Annotated in this window: 9 protein-coding genes; all 9 read left to right on the top strand. The window is 60.8% G+C overall.

The features are described 5' to 3' along the window. Positions 1 to 1,333, top strand: a 1,333-nt coding sequence (locus tag ABDB81_RS16860; protein WP_346812255.1) for a hypothetical protein, incomplete at its 5' end; no start/stop codon positions are given. Next, positions 1,330 to 1,620 carry a PAAR domain-containing protein gene (locus tag ABDB81_RS16855; protein WP_346812254.1) on the top strand — a complete coding sequence of 97 codons (291 nt, stop codon included), beginning with the start codon at positions 1,330 to 1,332 and terminating at the stop codon, positions 1,618 to 1,620. The genes ABDB81_RS16860 and ABDB81_RS16855, both read left to right, overlap by 4 nt. A 72-nt stretch (positions 1,621 to 1,692) precedes the next feature. After that, complete coding sequence (locus ABDB81_RS16850; protein ID WP_346812253.1) at positions 1,693 to 5,181, top strand: ImcF-related family protein; 3,489 nt, start codon at positions 1,693 to 1,695, stop codon at positions 5,179 to 5,181. 5 nt (positions 5,182 to 5,186) lie between these two features. Then, on the top strand, positions 5,187 to 6,761 hold the full coding sequence (gene tssA, locus ABDB81_RS16845; protein ID WP_346812252.1) for a type VI secretion system protein TssA: 1,575 nt from the start codon (positions 5,187 to 5,189) through the stop codon (positions 6,759 to 6,761). Positions 6,762 to 6,785: 24 nt separating this feature from the next. Further along, positions 6,786 to 8,606, top strand: a complete 1,821-nt coding sequence (gene tssF, locus ABDB81_RS16840; protein ID WP_346812251.1) for a type VI secretion system baseplate subunit TssF — start codon at positions 6,786 to 6,788, stop codon at positions 8,604 to 8,606. An 86-nt stretch (positions 8,607 to 8,692) separates the two neighbouring features. Further along, complete coding sequence (gene tssG, locus ABDB81_RS16835) at positions 8,693 to 9,670, top strand: type VI secretion system baseplate subunit TssG (RefSeq protein WP_346812257.1); 978 nt, start codon at positions 8,693 to 8,695, stop codon at positions 9,668 to 9,670. Between the two features lie 53 nt (positions 9,671 to 9,723). Beyond that, on the top strand, positions 9,724 to 10,296 hold the full coding sequence (gene tssJ, locus ABDB81_RS16830) for a type VI secretion system lipoprotein TssJ (RefSeq protein WP_346812249.1): 573 nt from the start codon (positions 9,724 to 9,726) through the stop codon (positions 10,294 to 10,296). Between the two features lie 204 nt (positions 10,297 to 10,500). After that, positions 10,501 to 11,556 (top strand): tRNA dihydrouridine(20/20a) synthase DusA, encoded by a 1,056-nt coding sequence (gene dusA / locus ABDB81_RS16825; RefSeq protein ID WP_346812248.1) that lies wholly within the window; start codon positions 10,501 to 10,503, stop codon positions 11,554 to 11,556. Positions 11,557 to 12,341: 785 nt separating this feature from the next. Continuing rightward, positions 12,342 to 12,602: a hypothetical protein gene (locus ABDB81_RS16820; RefSeq protein WP_137923904.1), complete on the top strand. Its 261-nt coding sequence runs from the start codon at positions 12,342 to 12,344 to the stop codon at positions 12,600 to 12,602. Positions 12,603 to 12,735: the final 133 nt, after the last annotated feature.

Here is a 12,735-nt window from a genome sequence, read left to right as displayed (position 1 = left end):
CTGGGGAGGCGAAGCTTCGTTTGAGATGGCAGTCGATTTCTCGCTGTTGCCGACAGAAGCTACCGAAGCTGTGGCACGTCCATCCAAAGTTCGTTGGGCCATCTTGTCCTTCACGATTGCGGCGGTGCTCGCCGTGGGAGTACTTCTTCTATGGCCGGCACACTTACCGACAAACACATTGAAATTCTGGCTGACCTTGACCATCTTCCCGATGGGCATCCCGCTTTTTGTCGTGATGAGGAGGTACAGCATCTTTGAAGGAAAAAGGCTGGACGCTGAGATGCAACGTGACTGTGCACATGAGTATAACGAGGTCGTCTTTGCGGCAGCGTCTCGTCCCTTCATCGTTATCGGATCGACCTTGCGCTTTACGGCGGAAAGGCAAGTGAATACCGGTTCGGCGGTGCAGTCTGGGTCCGTCAACCTGACGACGCGGGATGCCATTGCGTCCGACAGCGAGCCCGTCAAGGCGCGGTGGATCGATGTGCCGAAGGTAAAGCCGGACTTCGAAGGAGGCGACATCGTTCGCCAAGTCGCTGTGACGCGATGGCTGTACTCGGAAATACTTGCCGACGTGGCAAAAGCCATTCGAACTCTCCCTTCGCGCGCGGAGGTCGAGGTGAATCTGTGGTTCGATGGAGAGTTGGCTCGCGACGCGTATATGGCGCTTTGGCAGGAGTGCTGGGCCGATCAGCGGCTACCATCCTTCATGCACATCGCTGATGAGAGATTGCCTTCCGGCATCGAAATCCTTGATGACTGGATGGATCGCATGATTGCTGGAGAGTCAACGCAAGTGGCACGACTCGTCGTCGCCATCCAATTGCATCCAGTGATCGCCAATTCGCCTCCGACGGGGACCAGTGAAGCCGGTACGGCCCTGCTGCTCGCGCCCGACGCAATGGCCGGCAAGCATGCTCTTGAAGCGTGCGCAAGCCTGCATCGGCCAATGCGCGGGGACACTGACGCGCCAAAAGCCATGTTAGCGAATGCCTTGAAGTGGGCCAATGTCAAGGCCGAGGAGATTTCTTCTGGCTGGATTACCGGATTGAGTGTGGAACAAAACGGGAAACTACGTGAAGCCGCGCGGCAGCTCGGGATAAAGGTTGCACCCACTGATGTTGATCAGACGGTCGGTTATGCGGGTGTGGCATCTCCCTGGCTGGCGTTGGCATGCGCTGTAGACGCGCTTTCAGGGCAGACCTCACGCCAACTCATCGTCACGGGGGAGCGAGAAACAATGTTTGCTGCTGTGGTTCGCCGTGACGCCAAGACAGATGTCACGCAGGATTTTGATCAAACACAAGCGGCTGCTTTAACGAGGACCTTGTGACAAGACGTTATGACATTCTGAGAGGCGACCCAACGACCGTTGGTGGCAGGGTCGAAGGTGGCAGGACCGATGACATGGTTGGGAGCCGCGAGCAAGCCTATGACGGCGATCCAGTTTGGTGCCCTGTCTGCAAAACCATGGGTGCCATTGTTTGCATTGGCCCAAGACTGCCAATGAAGGGCCCCGATGGCCGCGAAGCTGCCTTGAGCGATGACCTGTGTGTCTGCAAGTGTCAGCCGAGCCCACTCCTGATCCCCACGCAACACGCCTCGTATATGGACATTTAGTCGTCTTGGCATTGGTCGCTTCCGTCGCATGCGCACCCGGAACGCCGATTGCCAGGAAGAAGTTTGAAATCCATGAAGAAGCTACGGATAGATTTGCTTTCCCTCCTTGTGCTTGCGCTCCTGATCACTTGCGCCATCGTGATTTGGGGAGAAAGTCTCGGCATCAGGACGCCCGAAGCTCGGAGCCTTTGGCTTTCCTTTGTGACGATCGGAACGCTCATTCTCGCTCTGCTTGCATCATTTGATCGTTTTGCGCGCGCGTGGGATGCGATGCGTGCGCTGACCATGGCGCTTCGCCGCCGAGAACCTGAGTTGGCCGACACTACACAAGCGAGCCTGCTGAAGTCCCGCCTCACTCAACAAGCACCGAAGGATTTTGACGATTTACGTATTGAGTTGCGACAGCGGTATGGCCTACGTTGGCGCTATCGTCTACCGTGGCTGCTGGTCATGGGCGACGATGCTGCCATCGCGCAACGGCTTCCTGACCTGGATGAACAGGGCTGGCAGATTACTCCCCATGCTGTATTGGTTCGCAGCAAGTTGGAGACGGCTCAACTTAAACAACTTTCCAGATTGCGCCGCCGGCGCCCGATCGACATGGTTGTGCTGGTCTTGGACGGGGCGACAACCTCGCTAAAGGAGAGCTACGGCACGCATGCCTTTTCCATCGTCTTGGCTCGCGTTGCCGAGTGTTTGCGCTGGTCTGCTCCGATTCATGCGCTCGAAATTGTCCACACAAGTTCAATTTCGCCAGCCGATGTGCCAGTCATCGCCTGTGAGGTGTCCCGGCAATCGAACTCCAGTGGAGTCGAGGCCGCGCTGCAGGCGCTACGCGATCGGCTATCGGAACAGAGTTTGGAACGACTGCCTCAGAGTGGCAGGGAGATTTATCTGGGACAGCTTTCCCAATGGCTGGATGGCCGCGCCGAGGCACTGGCCAATTGGCTTGGCGGATTGGAGGGCGGTACCCGCAGGAAGTTGCCGATTCGCGGTGTCGCCTTTGCGCCGGCGTTTGATGATGGGGAATGCCTCGACGCCATCGCGGAATTGCCGCTGTGGGAACATTTGGGTGATGCGGCGCGGCGTCAACCGGGCCGTCGTACGGGCTTCCATCCCGTGACGGTGCTTACAGTACTGGTTCTGTCCGTCATCAGCTTGTGGATTGGGGGCATGCTTCTGTCCGGCATCCAGAATGCGCGAGACCTCCAGGCCGCGCAGCAGGCGGCGCACGACATCCAGGCGGCGCCCGACGCCGCAGCACGCCTGGAGGCGCTCGATACCCTGCAGCAGCAGATCCAGCGCTACGAATACCGCGTCGAGCATCGCGCGCCGCTGTTCACGCGCTTTGGGCTAAACCGTGACGCCGAAGTGCTTGCGGCACTGTGGAGGCCTTACGCCAAGGCCAGCCACGACATTCTGGTCACGCCCGTGGTACGAGGCCTCGAATCCACGTTGGTCGACTTGTCGCAGTTGCGGACAGATGGATTGAGCGAGGAAACTGCCAAGTGGGCGCTGGAGGGCCGCAACACGCTCAAAGCCTATCTGATGCTGGCTCACCCGGAGCGGGTAGATGCAGCGTTCCTCGCCCAGCAACTGGCACAGCACTGGTCCACCGATGCGAGGATTCTTCCAGGCCAAAAGCAAGACCTGGGTGAGCGATTTGCCAAATTCTATGCCGAGCACCTGATGGCCAATCCGATCTGGCGAATCGGTGCCCGTCCCGAGCTAGTGGGTGGCGTCCGCCAGACGCTGCTGGCAGTAATCGGCGAGCGCAATGCCGCCGATACGGTCTACCGGAATATCCTGGATGGGGTTGGCACAAAGTATCCCGAACAGACACTGGCGTCCCTCACTGCAGGTACAGACCCGCGCGGGCTGATGCGCGCCAACGCTGTTGTCCCCGGCGTCTTTACCCGGCAGGCCTACGAGGGCTATGTGGAGGACGTCATCGAGAAGGTCGCACAACGCCAGGACGTGGCAAATGACTGGGTGATTACCGATGGCAATCCGCAACAGGCTCAGCAGGCGTCAAGCGAATCCTCAGCGGATTTCCGCAGGGCGCTGACAGAGCGGTACTTTGCCGACTATGCCGAGCACTGGCAGCAGTTCATGAACGGGATGCAGTGGGAGTCGGCGGCAACGCTGCCTGGCGTTGTCGATCAGCTCAAGCTGATGGCCGACGCGCGCCAGTCACCGGTTATCGCGCTCATGAAGTCGCTCGAGTACCAGGGCGGCGCTGGCGCGCGCAAGGACTCCTTGTCGGATACCCTGAAGGCCAAGGCACAGGGGATCCTGGGTAAGAAGGACGAGACTCCGGAAGCCATCAAGCCCGATCCCGCCGGCCCGCTCGCGGCAGCCTTTGGTCCCGTGCTGCGCTTGGTGGGGCAGTACAACAGCCAGGGTGGCGGCAATAGTGACGGTAATAACGGCGAACTGAGCCTGCGACGCTACCTGGACCGGATCACTGCGGTGCGATTACGCCTGCAGCAGATGACCAATAGCGCAGACGCCGACATGATGGCGCGGCAGATTGCCCGGTCGCTGTTCCAGGGCAAAGGCTCGGATCTGGCCGACACGCAAGTCTATGGCCAGCTCATTGCGGCAAGCCTCGGTGTCGAATGGGCCGGCATGGGCGACGCGCTCTTCGTTCGCCCGATTGCCCAGGCTTCGCAATCTGTCTTGCATCCTGCGCAGGCCAGCCTTAACGAGGCGTGGCGGCAGTCCATCGCGCTTCCGTGGAACCACGCATTCGCCAGCCGCTATCCCTTCGCCAACACCGCCAACGATACATCGCTGCCGGAACTGGCACGCTATGTCCGCCCGCAAAGCGGTCTGATCAATGCCTTCCTTACGGCAGAGCTAGCCGGCGTGCTGGTGCTGCAAGGCGACCAATGGGTGCCTGTTGGCAGCGGCGCGCAGGGACTGTCCTTCGACCCTGCCTTCGTCAAGTTCATCAACGCATTGCAGCGCGTGGGCGCCAATATGCTGATGCAAGGCGATCCGCAGTACCGGTTCGAACTCAAGCCGATTCCAACGCCAGGGCTGACTGACACCGTGCTGACGATCGACAACCAGAAGCTGCACTATTACAACCAGCGTGAGACCTGGCAAGCCATGACCTGGCCCGCAAACAACCTGCAGGGGCCTCGCACGATGCTGCAGTGGCAAACGGAGACCGCAGGTACGAACAAGAACTACGAGGCAGAAGGTGTCTGGGCCTGGATACGAATGCTGGAGCACGCGGAGGTGATGTCCATTGACAGCGCAACCGTTCAATTGACGTTTCAGGCCGTCGTCGATTCGACTGGCAACAGTCGGGATATGGCCGCCAGCGCATCGGCAGACGAAACCGATGGCGCAGAGAGCCAACTGCCACGAGTGGCGCGCCGCTGCGCCCCCGTTCATAGGGTATATCCGATCCGCTATCAGATGCGCGCGGCCGTTGGCCGCGGTCCGCTGGAGGCATTGGAGCTACGCAACCTGCGGATGCCGGAGCGCATATTCATGGCCAAGGAGCCACCGGCCCTAACCCAAGCCACGCCAACACGGCGCAAGTAATCACCATGTTCAACAATCTTTTGAACGCGCTGTTCGGCACGCGCACCCCGTCCGACATGGCCCGTTCCACGCAGGCCCGCTGGGAATCCTGGCTGCAGCCCATCCGGGCGGACGCGCCGGCCGGCGACGACCCGGGTTACGACGACGATTTCATCGCCATCAAGGAAGAGGTAGCGAAGCTCTCGGATATTAACGACACGTTGATTGTCGAGTCGGCCGAGCGCCTGCTCAAGGCCAGTGCCAAGGATGTCCGCGTCGCGGTCTACTATGCCTATGGCCGCATGCGGAGGGACGGCGCGGAAGGCGTGGCCTCCGCCTTTGAACTGCTGTCGGCGCTGATCGACCGGTTTGGCGACCAGTTGCTGCCCATCCGGGCCGAGAGCCGCAAGGCAGCATTGGAATGGCTGGCCGGCTCGACTTTCACGGATCGCCTTGACCGCGTGCCGGGTCTGAACGGTGCGCACCTTGAACGCACCCTATCAGCACTGGCTCTGATCCAGGAGCGGACGGCGCAATGGCCGGAAGTCTGGCGTCCAGCGCTGGATGCGTTGTTTCGACGGTTCGAGGGGCGGGTCGAATATCCGTCGGCTGAAGATAGCGGTGGTCAGGTAGCGCCAGCGAAGCCCTTCGGAGTGGCGACCCCCCTTGCTGCTGGCGAGGTGACATCCACGCGGGATCTGCTGGATCGAGCGCGCCAGATGGCGCAGTTCCTGCGCGAGCAGCCTGAAGGCTATCTCGCCGCCTATCGCCTGATGCGCTGCGTACGTTGGGATACGTTGACCGAGATCCCGCCGCACGAGGCAAGTGGCAAGACACGGCTGGTCGCACCGCGCGCCGAACTGCGCGCCCACATGAAGCGGCTGGTCCTGCAAAAGCAGTGGCCCGAACTACTCGACAAGGTGGAGCAGGCTTTCGCGGAGGGCGCCAATCACTTCTGGCTGGACCTGCAGTACTACGCTTTCACCGCGCAAGAGCAGGCTGGCGGCCAGTACACCCGCGTGCGCGATCTGTTGGCCACCGATTGCGCGCTGATGCTCGAGCGTCTATCGAGCCTGGACCAGCTCGCTTTTGCCGACGGCACCCCGTTTGCCGATGACACGACGCTGGAATGGATCGCCCGCCATGCCACCGTTCGTGATATCGAGCGTGGCGAGGCCATGGCACCGGTGGCCGTGGATTCGGCCAGTACCGACTGGGCAGAGACCGAGGCGCAGGCTGTCGACCTCGCCGCACATCAAAGCCTCGACGCCGCCCTGGCCTGGCTGCAGGGCTTGCCTGCCCGGGAGGGCGAGCGGGACCGATTCGTACGGCAACTGGTGATGGCTCGGGTGGCCGAGGGCGCTGACCGCATCGATACGGCGCTGCATCTGCTGACGGCGCTCGACCAACGCACCCAGCAATTCCGGCTGGCTGCCTGGGAGCCGTCCCTGGCCTTCGAGGTCAAGCAGCAGTTGCTGCGTCTGCTCAAGGTCCGCATGACGCGCAAGGACGCGGACAAGGCAACGCTCGCCCAGCGCATCGACGCCCTGGTCGGGGAACTGACCGCCATCGACCCGGCACGGGCCGTGGCCATCGCTTGACGGCAGCACCAACCCTAAACGCCCATGAATCACCCCACTCAAGACAACGAAATCCTGCGCTACTACGAGGCGGAGATGCGCTACCTGCGCGAGGCCGGCAAGGAGTTCGCCCAAGCCTTCCCGGACCGCGCGCGCATGCTCAACATCGACCGGATCGGTGAGCGCGATCCTCACGTCGAGCGACTCTTCGAGGGCTTCGCCTTCCTGATGGGGCGTCTCCGCCATAAGCTCGACGACGAGTTGCCAGAACTGACCGAGGGGCTGGTCAGCATGCTGTGGCCGCATTATCTGCGTATGATTCCGTCGCTGTCGATCCTGGAACTGATCCCGGCAGCCGGCGCACTGCAGCGCCACGAGACACTGCCGGCAGGCCTCGAAGTCGTCTCCGATCCCGTGCCCCTCGATGCGCAGGCTGGACTCGGGGACACCGTGGAGTGTCCATACCGGACCACCCAGGCGGTCGACCTGTACCCGCTGCGAATGGCCGAAGCCGCCACCTATGCGAGGGATGACGGCCGCTCGGTGATTCGCCTGCGGCTGACCATGCAGGCGCAGTCCCGCAGCGAGAAGTTGGAAATCCCCCGTCTGCGAATGTACCTGCATGCCGACCGGCCGCTGGCGCTCGCGCTCTACGCAGCACTGACCGCCCAGCCGCTGGCGATCCAGGTACGCATCCCCGGCTATCCGGCCGATCGCCCTGGTGCACCCCAGCCCATGCCCGGCCTGCGTCTGGAGCCCGTCGGATTCCGGGTCGACGAGCGGCTCTGGCCCAAGCCCGACAACGCATTCGGCGGCTATCAACTCATGTTGGAGTATTTCACCTTCCCCGAGAAGTTCATGTTCGTGGATCTGGTGGGTCTGGACATGGCGGCGATTCCCGCAGGTGCCGAGGATTTCGATGTGGAGGTCGTGCTGGCAAAGCCGTTTCCGGACGACATGCGCTTCTCGGCCGAGAACATCCGGCTCTACTGCACACCCATTATCAATTTGTTTGAACTGGAGGCCGATCCGATCACGGTCACGCATTTCGAGACCGAGTACCGGGTACGCGCAATGGAACACCACGGGCAGCACGTGGAAGCCTACTCGGTGGATACCGTGAGGGGTTTCGAGGCAGGCACCGGCGCGCGCTTCGAGTACGCGCCATTCGCAGCCTTCCGCCACCGTGGCGGCATGTTGCGTCAGGAGATGCCGGAACGCTATTTCCATACCCGCGTGCGACGTGGTCCCTCAGGCCGCTTCGATACGTGGGTGGTATTGGGCGGGCATGCGTGGGAGCACCAGGATACGCTGCTGAAGGAAACCCTTTCGCTTTCCGTGACTGGTACCAACGGCATGCTGCCGCGCAAAGGACTGCGTGAGGCAGGCATTACGCGCATGCGCGGCGGATTCACCAATATCGCGGAAGTGCGCAACCTGACGGCGCCGACGTTGCCGGTCTACCCACCGACGGGTGACCGTTTCCACTGGCGTGTGCTGTCCCATCTGGCGCCGAATTACCTGTCGCTTCTCGATGCCGAGGTGTTGCGCGGCAGCCTGGCGCTCTATGACTGGACAGACGGCGAATTGAATCGGCGCCGGATTGCAGGGATTAATGAAGTACGCCACTGCCCTTTGCAAAAGCTCGTCAAGGGCGGTCTGCTGCGCGGGGTGGAAATTGAGGTGACGTTGGACAGCACGCGTTTTGCGGGGGAAGGGGACATCGAGTTCTTTGGCGAGATGCTCAATCGCTTCCTTTCACTGTACGCTACGCTCAATCTGTACACCCGGCTTGTCATCGTCTCGCAGCCAACCGGGAAGCGGCTGGAGTGGCCCGACAGCAAAGGCGAAGGGGCTCCGTTTTGAGCGAGGCCGATCCGCGCCAGAAGCGCGCTGCTCCCTGCAGCCCATTGACCCCATTGTTGCCGGCACTGCTCGCCAATGCGCCTCGGATGAATGTCTTCCGGTTGTGCGAACTGATGGAACTGGCGGCTCCTGAGCGCCCACCGCTGGGCACGACCGACTCCCCGACCGATGAACCGATCCGGTTCCGTTCGAGTGGGCGGCTCGGGTTTCCGGGGCGCGAGATCGATACGGTCGAGATCGACGAGGACTACCCCGAACTTCCGCCTGCCATCCGGACCACGTTCCTGGGCCTCTACGGGGTCGACGCGCGCATGCCCTCCTACTTCGTGGACGAGATCGCGCAGCGCCGGGATGGCGCCGAGCCGCTGGCGGCCTTCCTGGACCTGTTCCACCATCGGATGGTCACGCAGTTCTATCGCGTAGCGCGCAAGTACCGGTATCCGGTGGGCTTCCGCAAGGGCGGCGAGGATGAAGTGTCGCGCTATCTGCTGAGCCTGTTGGGGTTCGGCTTCGGGCAGCCGGCAACCAAGCAGCCGGTGCCGACACAGAAGCTGCTCTCAATGCTTGGGCTGGCCAGCCAGCGCACGCGCACGGCGGAAGGTCTGACAGGCGTACTGCAGCACGCTGTCCCGGATGCGACGATCAGGGTGGAGGAATTTTACCCAGCGTGGGTACCCATTGAATCCAATCAGCGGATGCCACTCGGGGAGAACTGCGTGCTGGGACGCGGCTTCTATGATCGGACGAACACGGTGCGGGTGTTGATCACCCCGTCTTTGCGCGAATCGGTCCTCGGACTGATGCCGGGGCGGCAGACGTACCAGGAGGTCATGGCGCTGCTGCGCTTCTACCTCGGCTATGAGGGGCACGCACATCTGGAAATGCACGTGCGGCGCTCACTGATGCCGCCACCGGCACTGAATTCGCAGGAGTTCAGCCTTGGGTTCACCACCCAGCTTCGCCCACATGCGACGCAAGTGGCTGCAGAGCCTGATGAGGGATTCACCCGCGTTCAACTCGGAACCTGGCGCGGTTACGCGCCGCAGGCGTGGGAACAACATTGAGGCAACCAAGCCATGGCAGGACAGCAACACGAATGACAGAAAGGACCAACAATATGAACCGGCAGCTTCAAGGCGTTCTCGCAGTGCTTTGCTCCACCCTTATAGTCGCCGGCTGCGGTGTGGGCCAGGCTGTGACGGACAACACGATGGCGGCAGCGAAATGGGCGTTCACGACGCAGGTGAAGACCATGAACATCGACCTTACGAGCCGGACGTCGTTGAATACGAACGGCCTCGGACAATCGTTGTCGACGGTGGTGAGAATCTATCAGTTGAAAACGCCGCAGACGTTTGAACAGTTGAGCTACGCACAATTCCAGAACGAGGATCTGGACGGGTTGAAGGCCGACCTGCTGGCCATGAAGGACGTCGTGCTCAGGCCCGATGCCACGGCGAGCATCAGCGAACCCATGAATGAGGAGGCGCAGTACGTGGGTCTCGTTGCACTCTTCCGGGACAGTGGCAAGAGCGCGGTGTGGAAGCTGATTGTCCCAAAGAAGCAGTGGAAATCGACGGACCCAGTGAAAATCGTCGCGAATGACAATGTGCTGGAGTTGGCGGGCGAGAAACCGGAACCGATCAGGATGCGAGCACCACAACACAGCATGCCAAAGCTGCACCAATAGGCGTGGAATGATGACGCACAAGCCTACTGATCGCGCGTGGCTGGCAGTGTCTTCAAACCAATCTGAGCTGTGTACCCTATACTTCGGTCCTTTCGCACGCGTTGCGCGATGGTTCCCATGGCTCGGGGCTCCAGCAGTCGACGAAGTGCTGCAGCGTGGCATTCGGGTCCAAAAATGAGCCGGATCGAGATCAAACAGTAGGTAATGGAACAGACCCGCAGTACCCCGCAAACCGAGGCCCCAGGCGGCATTCAAGGAAACGTAAGGCCTCGCCGGATATCCGTGGCACCCATGATGGATTGGACGGATCGCCGCTGTCGCACATTTCACCGTTCGCTGAGCCGCCACACGTGGCTCTATACCGAGATGGTGACGACAGGTGCGTTGCTGCATGGAGACGTGCCGCGCCACCTCGATTTCGATGAGATCGAGCATCCCGTGGCGCTCCAGCTGGGCGGTAGCGAGCCGGACGATCTGGCAAAGGCCGCGAAGCTGGGCGAACAGTGGGGCTACAAGGAAATCAACCTGAACTGTGGCTGCCCGTCCGAGCGTGTGCAGCGCGGTGCATTCGGCGCTTGCCTGATGGCGGAGCCACAATTGGTGGCGGACTGCGTGAAAGCCATGAGCGATGCGGTGGCGGTGCCGGTGACCGTGAAGCACCGGATCGGCATCGATACCATCGAGCACTATGACTTCGTGCGCGATTTTGTCGGCATTGTGGCCGAAGCTGGTTGCGAAACGTTTATCGTCCATGCGCGTAACGCGATTCTCAAGGGACTAAGTCCCAAGGAAAACCGTGAGATTCCGCCGCTCCGCTATGAGGTAGCCTACCGCTTGAAAAAAGAGTTTCCAAATCTGGAAATTCTGATTAATGGCGGTATTACGACCTACGACGAAATCGAAAATCATCTCCAATATGTAGACGGCGTCATGCTCGGGCGCCAGGCTTATCACGATCCGTATATTCTTGCGGAGATGGATAATCGATTCTATGGCGCCGGCACTCCCATCCCGACGCGCGAGGACGCGGAATTGGCGATGCAGGCGTATATCGGCAACCTGGTGGAGCAGGGTGGCTATATGGGTTCGGTCACCCGCCATATGCTGGGCCTGCATCGTGGTGTGTACGGTGGGCGAGGCTGGCGACGCGTGCTGTCGGATGCCCGCAGGATGAGCGCGGCTCGCTCTCGCGCGGAAGTTGATGCGCTTTTCGTTGAAGCTCGCAGCCACCTTCGACCCGACCTGCAGGAAGCCGCATAGGCCCCGAGGAAAAGCTCTAATTTCGAACGGCGGCCGTGTGCCATTGCCTCAAATGTATGCACCAGCGGCGTTTGCGGCAGATGAACCGACTGGAGAGCCGCCTCGGCAAAGGGATTCCCCTAATTCGCCAGGGCCGCTTCATGTTCTTACACTGTGCCTGCCCTCGAATACAGGGCTTTCTTCAACTGATTATTCAGCCCGCCGTGTGCGGGCTGTTTTTTTCACAAGATGGGAAGCACGACACCGACCGTGGGTTTGCCCGGATGGTACGAGAGGTGTGCGACGTCTACATTGAAACGGCCTTCAGGGCATTGAGATCGCAAAATTTAGAGTCCGCTTCGGCGGGCTCTTTTTTTTGTCCGGAGGGTTAGGACGGGGAGCGATGCAAGAACGCGCGCATCAAAAAAAAGCAGGCGATGCTCGTCGGGAGTGATCGCCTGTCGGGAATGTCGAGGGGGGTCAATGTCCCTCGGGGAAGAGTATCCAACATCACCACGCACGGAAGAACCCTTCATTGGTAGGGCAAACACTCCGCTTTCTGGTGGATATGCCGATACTCGTTTGTGTGGCGAATCCTTGCTAAATGTCCCAATCTCTATAAGGCGACGCCGGTCGACCCAGGGATGGCGATGCAAAGTGTCGAAAGCAGCATGCTAGGATTCGCGCCGGCGCTGGGATCAGATGCCGTCTGGTGAACCTGCGGAAGAGTCCGCATGGTTCTGTGGGGGATAAGAATAGAGAGGCTGGCCGGTCGACCGACCGGAAGCAAGCCCTGAGGACTAGGAATGAACGCGGAAGAGCCCTTCGGCGAAGTATTTGAAGATTGCCGGGTGATCTGGGTAGCAGAGCAGTTGCAGGACGGCAAATGGACCGCCCGCTATTGCTGGCACCCGGGTACGTCCGTCGAAGCCGGCGACGCCTTGCATCGCGATGTGCTGAATGGCAAGTCGAAACGCCTGCTCGGTCTCTTCGAGAGCGAGACAGAGACCATCGCCGCCATCAAGGAGGCTGTGCTGCTAGAGTCGAAGTGGGTTGGCGGCCGCTGACCCACACGTAATTTATTTGTGCGGAATACTAGCCATCCGCCCGGAATCCTTGTATAGTCTTGTTCTTCGCTGATCGCGCAACGATCAACGAAACAAGTTCTACGGTGGCTGTAGCTCAGTTGGTAGAGTCCAG

This window comes from Cupriavidus sp. DL-D2, from assembly GCF_039710735.1.
In the GTDB taxonomy this organism is placed as follows: Bacteria; Pseudomonadota; Gammaproteobacteria; order Burkholderiales; family Burkholderiaceae; genus Cupriavidus.
This window is presented reverse-complemented; position numbering and strand designations above follow the sequence as displayed.

What these genes read in the sequence shown, in the direction of transcription:
- ABDB81_RS16850 (WP_346812253.1), top strand. Translation starts at nt 1,693, where the DNA reads ATGAAGAAGCTACGGATAGATTTGCTTTCCCTCCTTGTGCTTGCGCTC.
- tssA (WP_346812252.1), top strand. Translation starts at nt 5,187, where the DNA reads ATGTTCAACAATCTTTTGAACGCGCTGTTCGGCACGCGCACCCCGTCC.
- tssF (WP_346812251.1), top strand. Translation starts at nt 6,786, where the DNA reads ATGAATCACCCCACTCAAGACAACGAAATCCTGCGCTACTACGAGGCG.
- tssG (WP_346812257.1), top strand. Translation starts at nt 8,693, where the DNA reads ATGAATGTCTTCCGGTTGTGCGAACTGATGGAACTGGCGGCTCCTGAG.
- tssJ (WP_346812249.1), top strand. Translation starts at nt 9,724, where the DNA reads ATGAACCGGCAGCTTCAAGGCGTTCTCGCAGTGCTTTGCTCCACCCTT.
- dusA (WP_346812248.1), top strand. Translation starts at nt 10,501, where the DNA reads ATGGAACAGACCCGCAGTACCCCGCAAACCGAGGCCCCAGGCGGCATT.
- ABDB81_RS16820 (WP_137923904.1), top strand. Translation starts at nt 12,342, where the DNA reads ATGAACGCGGAAGAGCCCTTCGGCGAAGTATTTGAAGATTGCCGGGTG.